This is a genomic window from Burkholderia sp. AU30198, from assembly GCF_020419825.1.
Taxonomy (GTDB): Bacteria; Pseudomonadota; Gammaproteobacteria; order Burkholderiales; family Burkholderiaceae; genus Burkholderia.
Map to the genome: position 1 here is coordinate 263,878 of NZ_JAIZSA010000006.1, position 17,089 is coordinate 280,966.

Genomic DNA, 17,089 nt, shown 5'->3' on the forward strand with positions numbered 1-17,089 from the left:
ACAGCTTTGCCCGGCACGCGTCATCGTCCGCGCAGCACCCGCTCGCGACAATGGGGCCCATCGGAACGCACGGCCAGCCGCCGCGTGCATCCGGTGTCCCGTCCCCTTGATCGGAGCACGCCATGAATGTCTTGCGATTCGCCGTCGCGGCCGCCACCGCCGCCCTGCTGTCCCCCGCCTTTGCCCAGACGACCGACGCCGCAGCACCCGCGCAGGGGCTGACCCGCGCGGAAGTCATTGCACAACTCAAGCAGGCCTATCTCGACGGCGAACTGCCGACGAACGACGGCAACTACCCGCCGAACGCCGCGACACGCGCGCGCAATCGCGAACTGGTGCAGGCGACGAGCCCGGCATGGCTCGCGCAGACGCCACCGGCGCCGCAAACCGCCGCGCAGCAGTAGCCGGCCGCGGCCAGTACGCGACGCCGCGGCGCGATCACGGCAGGAAACTGCGGCGCCGCGCGTCGATCAGTTCGACGAGCAAGCGGTCGCGTTCGGCCGCGAGTTCCTGCATCGAGCGCTCGCCCTGGATCGCGCGCAATTCGTCGTTCAGCTTGCGATCGACGTCCGGATTGAATGAAGGCGTGCCGAGGTCGTCCCACCAGCTCGTGATCGGCCCCGACAGGTGTTCGAGAAAATGCGCGATCCCGCCCGCGCCGCCGCCGAGGTGATAGGTCAAGCACTGCCCCATCAGCCCCCAGCGCAGCCCGGGGCCCCAGGCGACGGCCTTGTCCGCATCGGCAACGCTCACGACGCCTTCGCCGACGAGGTGATACACCTCGCGGAACAGCGCGGCCGCGAGCCGGTTCGCGACGTGGCCGGTCATCTCCTTGTTGAGGACGATCGTCTGCTTGCCGAGCGCATCGTAGAAATCCTTCACGCGCGCGATCACGTCCTGGCTGGTGGCATCGCCGCCGACCAGCTCGACGAGCGGAATCAGGTGCGGCGGGTTGAACGGATGCGCGATCAGGCAACGCTCCGGATGTTTGTCGCATGCGGTCTGGATGTCCGACATTTTCAGGCCCGACGAACTCGACGCGATCGGCACGTGCGCGGGCAGCACATCGTCCATCTGCCGGTACAGCTCGCGCTTCAGGTCGAGCCGCTCCGGGCCGTTCTCCTGCACGAAGTCGACACCGTCGAGCGCGCGCACGAGATCGGCGTCGAACGACAGCCGCGCGGAAAGTTCCGCGGCCCGGTCGCCGAGAAACGCGGCCAGCGCGTCGCGCAGTCGCGCGTCGGCTTGCGGCGCCGGATCGGTCGCGACGACGTCGAAACCCTGCGTCAGATAGAAGGCGGCCCAGCTCGCGCCGATCACGCCGGCGCCGACGATCGCAATGCGTCGAATGTCCATGATTGTCCCGTGTCGTTGGTCTACAGATAGATCGCGGCGATTGTCGCATCGAATCGCACGGGCCTGCATTGATGCAGATTGCAGATTCCCTCTTGAAATGCGCGGCGGTGGCCACTAATTACACGTCGTCGGGCAGTGCACCATGCAACGCACCGCCCCCGTTTCGACCCAGTGGAGTTCCCACGTCGCGCCCGCCGCAGGCGTCGCGCCGTCACGTCTCCCGCGTTCCCTGTTCAGGAGGACCAACATGAGCGGTATCCATTTCGGCAGCGACCTGTTCGACGAATTCGCCCGCGTGCAGCGGCAGGTGGCGAACCTGCTCGGCGATCGTCCGTCCGGCATTCGAGCGGTACGTCCCGGCGCGTTTCCCGCGCTCAACGTCGGCGCGACCGACGGCGCCATCGAAATCGTCGCGTTCGCGCCCGGCATGGCCGCGGCCGACTTCGACGTATCGATCGACAAGGACCTACTGACGATCAGCGGCGAACGCAAGGCGGCGCCGCGCAGCGAAGGCGACGACCTGCGCACCTATGCGCAGGAGCGCTTTCACGGCGCATTTCGCCGTGTCGTCGAGCTGCCGCGGGATGCGGATCCCGACCAGGTCAGCGCCCGCTATGAAAACGGCTGCCTGCTGATTCGCGTCGGCCGGCGCGAGGCATCGAAGCCGCGTGCGATCACCGTTCAATAATATTCAGGATACCGACATGAATGAGAACCCGACCCTGGCCGAGCGTCAGACGAACACCGTTCACCCCGCTGCCGCCGAAGCAGCCCGCCGGCCCGCCATCACGCCGGCCGTCGACATCGTCGAGAACCATCTCGGCGTCACGCTGCGGGCCGACCTGCCCGGCGTGCCGCGCGAGAACCTCGACGTGAAGGTGCACGACAACACGCTGACGATCGAGGCCGACACGCACCTCGACACGCCGGCCGACCTCCGCGTGCGGCATGCGGAGATCCGCGCGACGCGCTACGCACGCAGCTTCGTGCTGAGCCCCGACCTCGACACGTCGAGGATCGACGCGAACCTGCGCGATGGCGTGCTGACGCTGACGATTCCGCGCCGCGAGGAAACGCGTCCGCGCCGCATCGACGTGACGGCCGGCAACGCGTAAGCATCGGTGCTTGCCGTCATCCCGCACGCATGACAAAGCCCCGCCGGGTATTCTCCCGGCGGGGCTTTTTTTACGACGTGCGGTGCAATTCCGATCAGTCGAAGTCGAACAGGTCGAACACCGATTTCCGGCGACGCTGGCCGTCGTGCTTGTAGCGATCGTCGTGTGAGCGGCCATCGTGCCGGTCACGGTCGTCGTAAGAGCGAGCGTCACGCCCCCAGCCGCCATCGTGGCCGCGCGCCGCTTGCGCGTCGTGCCGCACGGGTGTCTCGTCGCGACGCACCGGCGCGTCGCCGGTCTCGCGTGCGATCAGCTTGTCGAGTTCGCCGCGATCGAGCCACACGCCGCGGCAGGTCGGACAGTAGTCGATTTCAATCGACTGGCGCTCGGCCATCAGCAGGTCGGGCGTCTTGCAGACAGGGCATTTCATCGCGATTCTCCTTTCCGTGCGAATTTCGTCTGGATTCCGTATGAGGCGCGTGACGCCGGCCGCCGCGGCGGCCGACATCACGCGCGGCGGCTCAGTGGCCTTCCGTCCGTGCCGCGCGTTTCGCCTTCGCGCGCCGCGCCAGCATGTTCATGCCTTCGACGAAAGCCGAGAACGCCATTGCCGCGTAGATGTAACCCTTCGGCACATGCGAACCGAAACCTTCGGCGATCAGCGTCATGCCGATCACGACCAGGAACGACAGCGCGAGCATCACGATGGTCGGGTTGCGGTCGATGAAGCGTGCGAGCGGCTGGGCAGCAAACAGCATCACGGCGACGGCGACGATCACCGCGACGAACATGATCGGCACGTGTTCGGTCATGCCGATTGCGGTCACGATGCTGTCGATCGAGAACACGATGTCGAGCATCACGATCTGGCCGATCGCGGCCCACATCGTCAGGCCGACCGCGCCGCCGGCACCGCCCGCGCCGTCACCGTCGTGCGACACGTGGTGATGAATCTCGGTGGTCGCCTTCCACACGAGGAACAGGCCGCCGGACAGCAGGATCATGTCGCGCCACGAGAACGCATGGTCGAACAGCGTGAACACGGGTTCGGTGAGACTCGCGATCCACGCGACGCTGCCGAGCAGTGCGAGGCGCATCACCAGCGCGAGCGCGATACCGAGGCGCTGCGTGCGGGCGCGCTGCGCTTCGGGCAGCTTGTTGCTGAGGATCGAAATGAAGATCAGGTTGTCGATGCCGAGCACGACTTCCATCACGACGAGCGTCAGAAGCGCCGCCCAGACGGCGGGGTCAACGGCAAGCGTCAGCAGGTAGTCCATGAAATGGGCCGATACGAAAGTGGAAAGCCCGATGATAGGTCGCCCCGAGATTCGGAAAAATCAGAGAGAATCTGACTTTTAGTTCGGTTTTTTCGAAATTACGATCCGATGCTCAATTTCCGACATCTGTACTATTTCTGGGTCGTCGTGAAGGAAGGCGGCTTCGCACGCGCTGCCGCGCGGCTCGACATGGCCGTGCAGACGATCAGCGCGCAGGTGCGCGAGCTCGAGAAAGCGCTCGGGCACCAGTTGCTGCGCCCGGCCGGGCGCGGCGTCACGATGACCGACGCCGGCCAGGCCGCGTTTGCGCGTGCGGAGGCGATCTTCGAGTTGGGGCGGCTGATTCCCGACGAAGTGCGTGCGGCGGCCAGCCAGCCGACCGTGCGCCTCGCGGTCGGGCTCGCGGACGGCATCTCCAAGCTCGCCGCGCACGCAATCCTCGCGCCCGTGCTGGATACCCCCACGCTGCGGCTGCTGTGCCACGAAGGCGAGCACGACGCGCTGCTCGCGGAGCTGGCGCTGCATCATCTCGATCTGGTGCTGGCCGGCCAGGGCGCACCGTCCGGTTCGAACCTGCGCGTGACGAGCGAGCGGCTGGTCGCGTCGCCGGTCGACTGGTATGGCCCCGCGGCGCTCGTCACGCCGGCCGCGCGACAGCACTTTCCGCAGTGCCTCGCCGACCTGCCCGTGCTGCTGCCGACCGCGCATTCAGCGCTGCGCGCGCGCCTCGATCGGTGGCTGGAAGGCGAACGGATCGTGTCGCGCGTGGCCGGGGAATTCGAGGACAGCGCGCTGATGGCCGTGTTCGCGGCGCGCGGCCTCGGCGTGTTTCCGCTGAGCGAACTCGGCGCGAACGACGCGTCGCTGCTGCGCGGGCTGCGGCGGCTCGGGCGCGCGGGCGACGTGACCGAGGAAATCCATGCGATCCGCTCGCGGCGCGGCGAACACCATCCGCTGACGGCGCAATTGCTGGCCGCCGCACGCGGCGCACCGGCCGACTGAAGCGAGCGCGACATCAAACGAAACTATAATGACGCCCCGGCCTTACGAGATTGCCGCGCGCTTCATCCAGGCACCGCCCGTTGCGCGACTTCTCGCCAAGCCTTCTGAAAGACGCCATGCACAACCGATTTCGCCTGTTTTCCGTTTCGTGCGCGCTCGCGGCCGCGACCGTGCTGGCGGCGTGCTCGACGCCGCCCAAGCCGATCTACCAGCAGGAACAGTTCGACGCGACGAGCAGCCCGTATGCGCATACGTTCCACTCGAAATCCGACGCGGCCTGCGAGGCCGCGCGGCGCGCGCTGCTGAGCCAGGGCTATGTGGTGTCGTCGTCGCGCAACGACGCGGTCGACGGAAGCAAGAATTTCCAGCCGAACAATGACATGCACGTCGTGATCGAGTTTCACGTCGTGTGTGCGGACGCGAACGCGGACGGCTCGTCGAGCATCGCGTACGTGAACGCGGTGCAGGATCGCTATACGCTGAAGAAGTCGAATACGTCGGCCAGCGTCGGCCTCAGCGTGTTCGGCTCGCTGTCGCTGCCGATCGGGTCGAGCGACGACGCGCTCGTCAAGACCGCCAGCGAGACGATTCCCGCCGGCGTGTTCTATGAGCGCTTCTTCAATCTCGTCGAGCATTTCCTGAAGATCGACCCGGCCCGCCGCGACCGCGCGACCGTCAAGGCCGCCGAGAAGGAACCCGTCACGCCGCTGCCGGAACCCGCGCCGACGCCGCAAGGCGAGCCGATGAAGATGACGACGCCGGTCGTGCCGACGCCGCCCGCGGCGCCGGTGCCGCTTTCGCTGCCGGTCGTGGCGCCGGAGTCGGGCGCGAACGCCGTGCCGGCCGCGGCGTCGGCCGTGGTCGCGCCCGCGGCGATGCGCGCTGCCGCGCCGGTGGCTGCGTCCGGTTCGGGGTCGGTACCGGCTTCGGGTGCAGCATCTGCTCCGGCCGCCTCGTCGACGCCCTCGCCGGCTATCGCTCCTGCACCGGCGTCCGGATCGGCATCCACGCCGGCTTCGGCTCACGTGCCGGGTTCCGCGCCGGCGTCCGCTTCCGGCCCGGCATCGCCACCTGCCGCCGCAGCGGCATCGACGCCGGCCGTTTCGGCGCCGGCCGCCGCGACACCGGCACCGGCCAGTAGTGCGCCCGCGTCCGCCACATCAGCTCCCGTGTCGGCATCGGCACCCTCGGGCGCTTCGCCCGCACCTGCCGCCGCCAACCCCGTCGCATCGTCCGCACCGTCGGGCGCGAGCGCACCGGCCGCAAACTGACAGGCCGCCCGTATCGTCGCGCCCGGCCGCACCCGGCGCAGCGCGACGATACGCACCCTTTCCCGTCATTCCTCACATGAATTTCCGCGCCGTCGGCTACCTGCCCGTGGTGTAGCCGGCATTGCGTCGACGCTTTGCTGCGAACATGCGCGGCCGATTCCGACGTTCGCGGAGATCGACGGTCGTCTGGCCGTCACCAGACCGGCCGGCCTGCGCCGACCGCCTTGCCGACCGTACGTCGCGCTCAGCGTCTGTCGTTGCTCGACGGTCGCCGTTAAACCACCGCAGACGATCACGCTGATATCCGTCATCAACAGCCGTCCGACCGTCAACCGACTGACCTGCTCGTGCCGGCCGCCCCACTTACCGCAACGTCGCGCTCAGCGTCTGCCGTTGCTCGACGGTCGCCGTTACACCACCGCAGACGATCACGCTGATATCCGTCGTCAACAGCCGTCCGACCGTCAACCGACTGACCTGCTGGCGCCGGCCGCCTCGCCTACCGCAACGTCGCGCTCAGCGTCTGCCGTTGCGCGACGGTCGCCGTTACACTACCGCAGACGATCACGCTGATATCCGTCATCAACAGCCGTCCGACCGTCACCCGACTGACCTGCTCGTGCCGGCCACCCCGCCTACCGCAACGTCGCACGCATCGTCTGCCGTTGCTCGACGGTAGCCGTCACACCACCGCAGACGATCGCGCTGATATCCGTAATCAACAGCCGTCCGACCGTCACCCGACTGACCTGCTCGCGCCGGCCGCCCTGCCTACCGCAACGTCGCGCTCAGCGTCTGCAACTGCTCGACGGTAGCCGTCACGCCGCCACAGACGATCACGGCGATATCCGTCGCCGACGCGAGCACGGGCACCGGCCGCTCGAGCGCGGCCAGCGCGGCACCGCACGCGGGCTCGACGACGATCCGGTGCTCGTCGAGGAAGCGCAGCGACGCGGCCACCGCGTCGGCATCGGACACGACGACCGGATGGATCTCATGCCGCGCGGCCCATTCGACCGCCGCATCGCACGGCCGCTTCGCGCCGAGCGACGTCGCGATGCTCGCTATCGCCGGCAATTCGATCGGGCGCCCCTGCGCGAGTGAGCGCGCATAGCAGTCGGCGCCTTCCGTTTCGGCCGCAACCACCGGTACGTCGTGCCAGCCGTTGCGCGCCAGCCCTTCGAGCACGCCACACAGCAAACCGCCGCCACCGACCGCGAGCACGACCGCGTCAGGCTTCGGGCCGGCCGCCGCCATCTCGTCGATCATCGTCGCGTGGCCCTGCCACAGCACGGGGTCGTCGAACGGATGCACGAACGCGTCGTGCTCGCCGAGCGACGACTGCGCGAACGCGTTCGCCTCGGCCCAGCTCGCGCCGTGCACGATGAGTTCGGCACCCTCGACGCGGATCAGCTCACGCGCGCGTGCCGACGCACTTTCCGGGACGACGACGAGCACCGGCACGCCGAGTTCGCGGCCGCAATACGCGACCGCGATGCCCGCGTTACCGCCCGACGACGACACGAAGCGCCGCGCGCCGGCCGCATGCCGCGCTTCGCAGACGGCGCCGATGCCGCGCAGCTTGAACGAGCCCGACGGCTGCAGTGCATCGAGCTTCAGCCGGATGGTCCTGCCGAGCCGGCGGGACGCGATTTGCGAGCGGATATAAGGGGTCTGGATATGAAGCGGCATGGGACGGGGACCAATGAGAACGGAGGGAACGCACACGACTCGCGGGCGCGAGCGCCAGCGGCAATGACGGTCATCGTACGGCACGCTCCCCATGCTTTCCAATACCATCGAATGGCGTTTGCTATGCTTCACAGGTATATCGATGAACGAGAGCTGATACCGCATGCGCCAGATCGAATTGCGTCACCTGCGCTACTTCGTGGCCGTCGCGCAAGCCGGCAGCGTGATGGCCGGCGCCCGCGCGGCCGGCATCGTCCAGCCCGCGCTGTCGCGACAGATCCGCGAACTCGAGGACGCGATCGGCACGCCGCTGCTGGTGCGCCGTGCAACGGGCGTCACGCTCACGGCAGCCGGCGCGAGCTTTCTGCAGGACGCGACTGGCCTGCTCGCGACGCTGCAGGACAGCCGTGAGCGCGCCCTGCGCAGCGCGGCCGGCCAGCTGGGCGAACTGCGGCTCGGCGCGTTGCCGAACTGCCTGCCGTTGCCTGTCGTCGCGAACGTCCTCAAGGCGTTTCGCGACACGTGCCCGGACGTGAAGCTGTCGATCGCGCCGATGCTGTCGGCCGAACAGGCGAGCGCGCTGGTGCGCGGCCAGCTCGACGGCGGGATCATGGCGTGGCGTCGCGACGAGGCGCCGCACCTGTCGGGCGTGCAGCTGCTGAGCGACCGCTTCGTGCTCGCGATGCCCGCGCCGCCCGGCAGACGCTTCACCGCGCCGCGCACGCTGGCCGACGTCGCGAACGAGCCATTCGTCTGGTTCGACGCGCAGCGCTCTGCCGCGCACCACCGGTTCCTGATGGCGCAGTGCCAGCAGGCCGGCTTCACGCCGCGTATCGCGCAAGTCGGCAGCGACATTCCAACGTTGATCGGCCTCGTCGCCGCCGGGATGGGCTGTGCGTTCGTACCGGAAAGCGCGTCGCCAACCTGCCCGCACACGGTCCGGCTCGTCGCGCTCGACGAGCTCGCGAGCCGCTTCGACATCGAGTTCGTGTTCGACGGCGCGGCCGTGCCACCCTCGCCCGTCGTCGCGCGGTTTCTCGAGGCCGTGCGCGATGCAGCCGGCGAGGCGAACTGACTGGACGCTACTCGTCCGACGCGTCCGGCACACGATCGAGCGGCACGATTCGCCCCGTCGATCGACGGCCTGACATCGCCCTCCGTCAAACCGTCGGTTTAGCTGCCGTGACGCGCTAAACACCGGCGTCGCGTCCGCGAAATATCTTTCATAACACTGACGGGCGGCGCCGCAGCGCCGGCATTTTTAAATTGACACCAAAAACGGCCGTTTAACGCCGGTTCGAATCGTCATGCGCCGAAATATACTTCGCGCGCATCCAACCCTCGTGCCAAAGAGAGGATGCCTTTCTGCCCCGGTCACGGTCCCCCTGTGGCCGGGGCTTTTTTTCGCGCGCCTTATCTGCCGCGGGTGAACGGCGACGATGCGACGCTCGCGCGAGGTGATGGCCGTGCCCTGACCGGGCCCGCCCGATTCGCACGGCCGCGCGCCGCCGGACGACCGGTGGACGACTTCCCGCGCACCGGGCAGAGCGACCGTCAGGCCGCATCGAACCGCCAATGGATCGCGATCTCCCGGCCGAAAGCCGTGCCTTTCTCGCGACAAGACACTTTCATGGCGCGTCCTCGTTCGCCTGCTCCACCCGCGCGCTTCGTGCGCACGCTGCATTGTTGAGCTGAAATCAAGATAATTTCGTCCGTATGCGGCTTTTTCCGCAAAAGTCATGCAGGCACACTTCGACCTGTCCTCACCGGCCCCGTGCCGTTGTTCCTCGACTACAGGAGCTCATCGCGTGAACCCTACCCCTTCCTCTCCTTCCCGCCCGGGCGGCAGCGCCACGCTGCCGCTGCTGGCACTCGCCGCCGGTGCGTTCGGCATCGGCACGACCGAGTTCTCGCCGATGGGCCTGCTGCCCGTGATCGCCGACGGTGTGCACGTGTCGATTCCGCAAGCCGGCATGCTGATCAGTGCCTATGCGATCGGCGTGATGGTCGGCGCGCCGCTGATGACGCTGCTGCTCGCGCGCTGGTCGCGCCGCTCGGCGCTGATCGCGCTGATGTCGATCTTCACGATCGGCAACCTGCTGTCGGCGCTCGCGCCGGGCTACACGACGCTGCTGCTCGCCCGCCTCGTGACGAGCCTCAACCACGGCGCATTCTTCGGGCTCGGCTCGGTGGTCGCGGCCAGCCTCGTGCCGCGCGACAAGCAGGCCAGCGCGGTCGCGACGATGTTCATGGGCCTCACGATCGCCAACGTCGGCGGCGTGCCGGCCGCAACCTGGCTCGGCCAGATCATCGGCTGGCGCATGTCGTTCGTGGCGACCGCGGGCCTCGGCCTGGTTGCGATCGCCGGGCTGCTCGCCGCGCTGCCGAAGGGCGAAGCCGGCAAGATGCCCGACCTGCGTGCCGAACTCTCGGTGCTGACGCGCCCGGTCGTGCTCGGCGCGCTCGGGACGACCGTGCTCGGCGCCGGTGCGATGTTCACGCTCTACACGTATGTCGCGCCGACACTCGAACACCTGACCGGGGCGACACCCGGCTTCGTGACCGCGATGCTGGTGCTGATCGGCGTCGGCTTCTCGATCGGCAACATCGCGGGCGGACGCCTCGCCGACCGCGCGCTCGACGGCACGCTGATCGGTTTCCTGCTGCTGCTGATCGCCACGATGGCCGCGTTCCCCCTGCTCGCCAGCACGCATGCGGGCGCCGCCGTCACGCTGCTCGTGTGGGGTATCGCGACGTTCGCGGTCGTGCCGCCGCTGCAGATGCGCGTAATGCGGGCAGCCCACGAAGCGCCGGGCCTCGCATCGGCCGTCAATATCGGCGCGTTCAACCTCGGTAACGCGCTCGGCGCGGCCGCCGGCGGTGCGGCGCTCTCGGCCGGCTTCGGATACACGGCGGTGCCGCTCGTCGGCGGACTGATCGCTGCGGCCGGACTCGCGCTCGTCTTCCTGCAGATCGCGCAGCAGCGCCGCGCGCCGGCTGCCGCGAACTCGTAATCGCGACACGTCGCGCGTCGGCGATGCGCGACGTCCCGCCGCCTCTGACGGCAAGCACGCACACGGCCGCGCAATGCGGCCGTCTTCGTTTCAACGGTCAATTACGATTCACCGATTTCTCAATCGAACCATCCCGAACATCGGCGCATTCCAATGCGATGAAGATCCAATAATGGCGCAGCAACTTCGCGCTGCGCCCGATCTCGTGTCGTTCCCGATCCCGTCGCTCGCCGGCTCCGCGGCCGTGCCGTCGGCGGTCGGTCAGCGCGCGGCGCCGAACCCGCCGAAAAACGCACGCGCGTTTGCGTCGAGGCTTGCGAGGTGATAGCCGCCTTCCTGCACGATCACCGTCGGCAACCCGAGTGCGCCGATCGCGCCGCCGAGCCGCCCGAAACCGTCGGTCGTAACAGCCACCTGCGATTGCGGATCGTCCTTGTAGATATCGAAGCCGAGCGCGAGCACGAGCGCATCGGGCTGGAACCGTGTGAGCGCGCGTAGCGCGTCGTCGAGCCGCTCGAAGAACGCCGACTCCGGCGCGCCGTGTGGCATCGGCAGGTTCAGGTTGAAACCGTCGCCGGCCCCCGTGCCCGTCTCTTCCTCATAGCCCGCAACGACCGGGTAGAAGTTGGTCGGGTCGCCGTGGATCGACACGTACAGCACGTCGTCGCGGCCGTAGAAGATCTCCTGCACGCCCTGCCCGTGATGCATGTCGGTGTCGAGGATCGCGACCCGGCGGTGGCGGCCGAGCAGCGACTGCGCGGCGATCGCCGCATTGTTCAGGTAGCAGAAACCGCCGGCCGCGTCGCGGCGTGCGTGGTGACCGGGGGGGCGGCACAACGCGTACGCGTCGCGCGCGCCGTCGTTGACGTCGGCCGCGGCCGCAAGCGCGCCCTGCGCGGACCAGTACGCAGCGCGCCACGTGTTCGCACCGACCGGGCAACTGCCGTCGGCAAGGTAGCGCGCGGCTTTCGCGAGCACACCGCGCAGCGGGTTCGGATCGCGCACGAACACGTTCGACATCACTTCGTCGCCCCAGTCGTCGGGCATCTGCTTCCAGTCGCGGTGCGCTTCTTCCAGGAAGCGCAGGTAGTTCATGTCGTGCACGGCCGCGATCGGCGCGGTGCCGCGGTCGGCCGGCTCGCGCACTTCGAAGTCGAGCGACCGGACGGCCGCAACGAGCCGCGCCGCGCGCTCGGGCACTTCCTGCGGTTCACGCATCTGGCCGCGCGACAGGTAGCTGCGCGGATGGTGCAGCAACTGCTCGGGATGGAAATAGGTTTTCATCGTTCGCCCTCGTCGGTTTTTCGAGTTGTCGGTTTGTCGGTTTAGCGGTTCGCCACTTCACGCATCCTGCGTCGCGGCCGCCACGGCAACGCGCGCCGCGACGCCCGCGCGCGCGAGCACCGCATGCAGCAGCACGTTCGTGCCGCGCGTCACATCGGCAGGCAGGGCATCCTCGGCTTCGTTGTGCGACAGGCCGTCGACGCACGGGATGAACACCATCGCGGTCGGAACGCAACGCGCGAGCAGGATCGCGTCGTGCCCGGCGCCGCTGACGATCCGCTCGTTCGTATAGCAGAACGCAGCGGCCGCCTGCGCGACCCGCTCGACGCAGTCGGGATCGAACGGCATCGCCGGGCTGCGCCAGCAGGTGTCGATCGCGACCTGCACGCCACGCGCGGTGGCAACGCGTGCGCACGCATCGCGCAATGCGTGTTCCATCGCATCGACTTGCGCGTCGTCGTGATGGCGCAGGTCGACCGTGAACGTCACATCGCCGGCAATGGTGTTGCGCGACGCGTTGCGGATGCCGACCTGCCCGATCGTCGCAAGCCCGCGCGGCGCGTAACCAGCGACGATCCGTTCGAGTTCGAGCGCCATCTGCGCGCTCGCGAAATACGCATCCTTGCGATACGGCATCGGCGTCGTGCCCGCATGCGCGGCCACGCCTGTCACCGTCACGTCGAGCCAGCGGATCGCCTGCCCGCCCGTGACGATGCCGATCGTCGTGCCGTTCGCCTCGAGCACGGGGCCCTGTTCGATATGCGCTTCGAAGTACGCATCGACCGCGCCGCCCGTCGCGCGCGTGGCGCGATAGCCGCATGCGTCGAGGGCCGCGCCGAGCGTGACGCCGTCGGCGTCCTGCTTGGCAAGCGCATCGTCGAGCGGCAACGCGCCGGTGAATACGGCCGAGCCGAGCATCGCCGGTGCAAAGCGCGCGCCCTCCTCGTTGGTCCACGACACGATTTCCAGCGGCTTGTCGGTCGCGATGCCCGCGTCGTTCAGCGTGCGCACGAGTTCGAGCGCGGCGAGCACGCCGTAGACGCCGTCGAAGCGGCCGCCTTCGGGCTGCGTGTCGAGATGGCTGCCGATCAGCACCGGCGCGGCCTGCGCATCGACGCCGTCGCGCCGTGCGAACAGGTTGCCGACTGCGTCGACACTCACCGACATCCCCGCGTCGCGGCACCACTGCGCGAACAGGTCGCGCCCGCGACGATCGTCGTCGGTGAGTGCGAGGCGCCGCACGCCGCCGCGCGGCGTCGCGCCGATGCGCGCCATGTCCGCCAGGCTCTGCCACAAGCGGGCGCCGTCGATTTCCAGCAGGTCTTTCATGTGCACTCCGGATGAATTCGTTCGTTGAAGGTCAGCGCGAGCCGAGCGCTTCGGCGGTGGCCGGCCGCGCCGCGCGGCGCGCGTCGAGCGCGACGATGCAGAGCAGCGAGATGCCGGCGAGACACGTGTAGAACACCGCGAGCGGCCACCACTGGCCCGCGAAGCGATGCGCGAGCCAAGTGCCGATGAGCGGCGTCAGCCCGCCCGCGAGCGCGCCGCAGATCTGGTAAGCGAGCGAGATCGCCGAATAGCGCACGTGCGCGGGGAACACCTCGCTCACGAAACCCGCGATCACCGAATAGAAGCCGGCCATGCAGACGACCGCGAGCGCGATGCCGGCGATGAGCGATGCGGACGTGCCGCCCTGCACGAGCATGAACATCGGATACGGCGACAGCATCGCGAGCAGCGCCGCGATCTTCAGGAAGCGCGCACCGCCGATGCGCTCGGCGATCCATGCGGCGATCGGCTGCGCGACGAACTGGATGATCGCGACCGCGAACAGGCTGTCGAGGATCAGCGAACGCGAGACGCCGACGTACTGCGTCGTGTACGCGATCATGAACGTATTGGTGAAATAGACGCCCGCGATGCCGATCGTGTTCGCGCCGATGCAGAGCGCCACGAGCCCCGACGCGGAGCGGAACACTTCCGCGACCGGCAGCTTCACCGTGCGGTTGGTTTCCTTCACGCGCGCGAATTCCGGCGACTCGTTCACGCCGAGCCGGATCAGGATGCCGACCACGAGCAGCACCGAACTCGCGAGAAACGGCAGGCGCCAGCCCCACGCGAGGAAGTCGGCCTTGTCCATCGACGTGACCGCACGAAACGCGATCAGCGACAGGATCAGCCCGGCCGGGCTGCCGAGCTGCGCGAACGACGCGAAGAACGTGCGGCGCCCCTGCGGCGCATGCTCGCCCGCCATCAGCACCGCGCCGCCCCATTCGCCGCCGACCGCGATCCCCTGCACCACGCGCAGCGCGACGAGCAGCACCGGCGCGAGCATGCCGACCTTCGAATAGTCGGGCAGCAGACCGACGCAGACGGTCGCGATGCCCATCATCATCAGTGTCGTCATCAGTGCCTTCTTGCGGCCGATGCGATCGCCGAGATGGCCGAAGATGATGCCGCCGAGCGGCCGCGCGAAGAAGCCGACCGCGAACGTCGCGAACGACGCCATCGTGCTGACGAAGCGGTCATGCGACGGAAAATAGAGTTCGCCGAACACGAGCGCGGCGGCGGTCGCGTAGATGTAGAAGTCGTACCACTCGATCATCGTGCCGATGAACGCGGCCGTCGCGGCGCGTCCCGGCTGGCGGGCGGAAGGAAGGGACTGGGTCATGCGGGCTCCTGACGCGCGCCACTGCGGGGCGACGCGCAATATCGTGTAACGGCCGTCTGTCGCGACCTTGCGCCGCACGTTGCGGCAGCCCCTCCTTTATCGGCGACCGCAAATCATTAGTCAAATTTCAAGTTATTATTCGCCGTATAAATTCAACTAATGTCCACCTCGACGCCTCGCCCGGAGACCCGATGCGCCCCGACCTCGCCCCGTTCCTGAACGACCGTCTCGACTGGAACCTGTTGCGCACGTATCTGGTAATCATCCAGGAGCGCAGCGTGAGCCGCGCGGCCGCGCGCCTGCACGTGACGCAGCCGGCCGTGAGCCAGGCGTTGCGGCGGCTCGAGGACACGCTCGAGCGCAAGCTGATCGAGCGGCGCGGCACCCACTTCGCGCCGACGCCGGCCGGCGAAGCCGTCTACCGGATCGCGAGCGACATCTACGGCGGCATCTCGCGCCTCGAAACCGAAATCGACGACAGCACGGCCGACCTGACCGGTTCGATCCGGCTGCTGACGGTGAGCCGCATCGAGTCGTCCGTCTACGACGAATTCCTCGCGGAATTCCATCGCGCGTATCCGCGCATCGACCTGCAGATCGAAGTGATGCGCTCGTCGGACATTCTGTCTTCGCTGCTGCAGAAGACGGCCACGGCCGGGCTCGGCCTGTGCCGTACGCCGCACGACAAGCTGGAGATGCGCTGCTTCCTGCGCCAGCGCTATGCGATCTACTGCGGCCGCCATCACCGGCTGTTCGGGCAGACGCAACTGCGGATGGACGATCTGCTCGCGGAAAATTTCGTGTCGTTCACGAGCGACCAGATCGGCGACAGCCTGTCGCCGCTCACCGTGTTTCGCGACCAGCGGGGCTTCACGGGGCGCATCGTCGCGTCGTCGCCGAGCCTCGATGAAGTGCGGCGGCTGATCTTCGCCGGTTACGGGATCGGCTGCCTGCCCGAGCACATCGTGCGCGACGACATCGCGCAGCAGCGGCTGTGGCGGCTGCCGCCCGACGACGGGCTCGTCGATGTCGACGTGTTCCTGCTGTGGCATCGCGATCGCAAGATGAACGCGGCCGAGCAGGCGTTTCTCGACGCGATGGAACGCTGCATGCAGCGCTTTTCGCTCGCGGAGCGGCTGGGCAAGTAACGGCGCGAATGCGCCTGCGGAAAGCGCCGGGCGCATACGGCCCGGCGCGTCGGCCTCGTCAGAACCGATGCACGATACCCAGCTGCACGCCGCGTGCATTCGCCCCCGGATACGCGAGCGGCAAGCCGGGGTTCGCCGCACCGGCGAGCGTATAGCCGGCCTGGTTGCGGTTGCGCAGGTACGACAGCGCGCCGTAGAAACTCGTGCGCTTCGACAGGTCGTACTCGTACATCAGCCCGAGCTGGTCCGCATTGTTGCCCTGCGACGACTGGTCGTGCAGATACGCGTAGCCGAGCGCCACGTAGTTCGCCGGATTGAACTGGTACTTGACCGACAGCCCGTACACGCGCGAATCGATGCCGAAATCGGCCCACTTCACCTCCGAGAAGCCGCCGTACACGGTTGCCTTGCCGATCTCGTACGACGCGCCGGCCATGATCGTGCGATCGGTGGTGGTCGCCGTCGCGTTCTTCAGCCACTGGCCCGCGACGAATGCCCCGAACGGCCCGTGTTCGTAGGTCAGGTCGAACTGCTGGCTCGAGCCTGCCGAGCGCACGCCGCCCGCATCGCCGAACCCGAAGTACACCCCGCCCTGGAAGCCCGCGATCTCCGGGCTCTGGTACGACAGCGTATTGCTCGTGCGGAACGCGAACACGGTCAGGTTGTCCATGCCGGACGCCTGCGTGACGCCGCCGAACGCATCCTGTCCGCCCTGGTCGTTGAACAGCGGCGAATTCTGGCGGCCCGCGCGCACCTTGCCCCACTGCCCCGCAATGCCGACCCACGCCTGCCGGTTGAACAGGCTGCCCGAACTCGCCAGCGAGCCGTCGTTCGGGTTGAAGCCGTTCTCCAGCGCGAACTCGATCTTCTGCCCGCCGCCGATATCCTCGCCCCCCTTCAACCCGAACCGGCTCCCCCACTGGCCGCCGGAATTGATCGCCGCCGTATAGCCGTTGCCCGTATTCACGTACTGCGCAAATTCGTCGATCACGCCATACAGCGTGACGCCGTCCTGCGCGAGCGCGGCACCCGATCCGGTAATGCACGCCGCCGCCACCGTCATGCGAAGACCGGCGTGCACCATCCGCGCCCGGGAATCGCTTCCGCGGGCTGTCATTTGTTTAGTCATACTATTCAATGGTCAGAGAATGAAACGACACCGCGCGCGGCAGTCGCGCCGCACCGGCATCGTGGGAAAGGAAACGTGGGGAGGAGCCCGGCGCAGGCAGCGCCCGGCTCGCGCGGCATTCAGGCCGGCA

The 17,089-nt window shown here is 68.0% G+C and carries 16 protein-coding genes; 8 read left to right on the top strand and 8 right to left on the bottom strand.

All coding sequences use genetic code 11. From position 1 onward, the window contains the following. Nucleotides 1-122: 122 nt before the first annotated feature. Nucleotides 123-404, top strand: coding sequence for a DUF4148 domain-containing protein (locus LGN19_RS16110; protein ID WP_226215889.1), 282 nt, complete (start codon nt 123-125; stop codon nt 402-404). A 34-nt stretch (nt 405-438) separates the two neighbouring features. Here the strand turns inward: LGN19_RS16110 and LGN19_RS16115 are convergent, their stop codons facing one another. Beyond that, complete coding sequence (locus LGN19_RS16115) at nt 439-1,356, bottom strand: 3-hydroxyacyl-CoA dehydrogenase NAD-binding domain-containing protein (RefSeq protein ID WP_226215891.1); 918 nt, start codon at nt 1,354-1,356, stop codon at nt 439-441. 247 nt (nt 1,357-1,603) lie between these two features. Between LGN19_RS16115 and LGN19_RS16120 the strand changes: the two genes are divergently transcribed. Together LGN19_RS16120 and LGN19_RS16125 are read left to right on the top strand one after the other, a co-directional pair. Beyond that, complete coding sequence (locus LGN19_RS16120) at nt 1,604-2,044, top strand: Hsp20/alpha crystallin family protein (protein WP_122944965.1); 441 nt, start codon at nt 1,604-1,606, stop codon at nt 2,042-2,044. A gap of 16 nt (nt 2,045-2,060) precedes the next feature. Beyond that, the gene (locus LGN19_RS16125; protein ID WP_226215894.1) at nt 2,061-2,471 is read left to right on the top strand and encodes an Hsp20/alpha crystallin family protein; all 411 of its coding nucleotides are present in this window, start codon (nt 2,061-2,063) and stop codon (nt 2,469-2,471) included. 94 nt (nt 2,472-2,565) lie between these two features. Here the strand turns inward: LGN19_RS16125 and LGN19_RS16130 are convergent, their stop codons facing one another. Together LGN19_RS16130 and LGN19_RS16135 are read right to left on the bottom strand one after the other, a co-directional pair. After that, nucleotides 2,566-2,901, bottom strand: a complete 336-nt coding sequence (locus tag LGN19_RS16130) for a zf-TFIIB domain-containing protein (RefSeq protein WP_226215895.1) — start codon at nt 2,899-2,901, stop codon at nt 2,566-2,568. Nucleotides 2,902-2,992: 91 nt separating this feature from the next. Continuing rightward, the gene (locus LGN19_RS16135) at nt 2,993-3,748 is read right to left on the bottom strand and encodes a TerC family protein (RefSeq protein WP_122944963.1); all 756 of its coding nucleotides are present in this window, start codon (nt 3,746-3,748) and stop codon (nt 2,993-2,995) included. A gap of 108 nt (nt 3,749-3,856) precedes the next feature. On the opposite strand from LGN19_RS16135, the gene LGN19_RS16140 reads away from it, so the two are divergent. Together LGN19_RS16140 and LGN19_RS16145 are read left to right on the top strand one after the other, a co-directional pair. Further along, nucleotides 3,857-4,750, top strand: coding sequence for a LysR family transcriptional regulator (locus LGN19_RS16140; RefSeq protein ID WP_226215897.1), 894 nt, complete (start codon nt 3,857-3,859; stop codon nt 4,748-4,750). Between the two features lie 116 nt (nt 4,751-4,866). Then, complete coding sequence (locus LGN19_RS16145) at nt 4,867-6,021, top strand: DUF2242 domain-containing protein (protein WP_226215898.1); 1,155 nt, start codon at nt 4,867-4,869, stop codon at nt 6,019-6,021. Nucleotides 6,022-6,792: 771 nt separating this feature from the next. On the opposite strand, the gene LGN19_RS16150 is transcribed toward LGN19_RS16145, so the two are convergent. After that, nucleotides 6,793-7,713 carry a pyridoxal-phosphate dependent enzyme gene (locus tag LGN19_RS16150; RefSeq protein ID WP_226215900.1) on the bottom strand — a complete coding sequence of 307 codons (921 nt, stop codon included), beginning with the start codon at nt 7,711-7,713 and terminating at the stop codon, nt 6,793-6,795. A 163-nt stretch (nt 7,714-7,876) separates the two neighbouring features. On the opposite strand from LGN19_RS16150, the gene LGN19_RS16155 reads away from it, so the two are divergent. Both LGN19_RS16155 and LGN19_RS16160 read left to right on the top strand, forming a co-directional pair. Continuing rightward, entirely contained in the window at nt 7,877-8,788 is a 912-nt protein-coding gene (locus tag LGN19_RS16155; RefSeq protein ID WP_226215909.1) for a LysR family transcriptional regulator, read from the top strand. A 733-nt stretch (nt 8,789-9,521) separates the two neighbouring features. Next, nucleotides 9,522-10,727: an MFS transporter gene (locus tag LGN19_RS16160; RefSeq protein ID WP_122944958.1), complete on the top strand. Its 1,206-nt coding sequence runs from the start codon at nt 9,522-9,524 to the stop codon at nt 10,725-10,727. A 261-nt stretch (nt 10,728-10,988) separates the two neighbouring features. Here LGN19_RS16160 and LGN19_RS16165 read toward each other — a convergent pair whose 3' ends face one another. From LGN19_RS16165 to LGN19_RS16175, 3 genes are read right to left on the bottom strand one after another with little or no spacing between them, the layout of a single operon-like run. Beyond that, nucleotides 10,989-12,011, bottom strand: a complete 1,023-nt coding sequence (locus tag LGN19_RS16165) for a histone deacetylase family protein (protein WP_226215910.1) — start codon at nt 12,009-12,011, stop codon at nt 10,989-10,991. A gap of 57 nt (nt 12,012-12,068) precedes the next feature. Next, complete coding sequence (locus LGN19_RS16170) at nt 12,069-13,340, bottom strand: Zn-dependent hydrolase (protein WP_226215912.1); 1,272 nt, start codon at nt 13,338-13,340, stop codon at nt 12,069-12,071. Nucleotides 13,341-13,371: 31 nt separating this feature from the next. After that, the gene (locus tag LGN19_RS16175; protein WP_226215913.1) at nt 13,372-14,682 is read right to left on the bottom strand and encodes an MFS transporter; all 1,311 of its coding nucleotides are present in this window, start codon (nt 14,680-14,682) and stop codon (nt 13,372-13,374) included. Nucleotides 14,683-14,873: 191 nt separating this feature from the next. Between LGN19_RS16175 and LGN19_RS16180 the strand changes: the two genes are divergently transcribed. Further along, the gene (locus LGN19_RS16180) at nt 14,874-15,830 is read left to right on the top strand and encodes a LysR family transcriptional regulator (protein WP_226215915.1); all 957 of its coding nucleotides are present in this window, start codon (nt 14,874-14,876) and stop codon (nt 15,828-15,830) included. 58 nt (nt 15,831-15,888) lie between these two features. Here the strand turns inward: LGN19_RS16180 and LGN19_RS16185 are convergent, their stop codons facing one another. Then, nucleotides 15,889-16,959, bottom strand: coding sequence for a porin (locus LGN19_RS16185; protein ID WP_226215917.1), 1,071 nt, complete (start codon nt 16,957-16,959; stop codon nt 15,889-15,891). Nucleotides 16,960-17,089 lie beyond the last annotated feature (130 nt).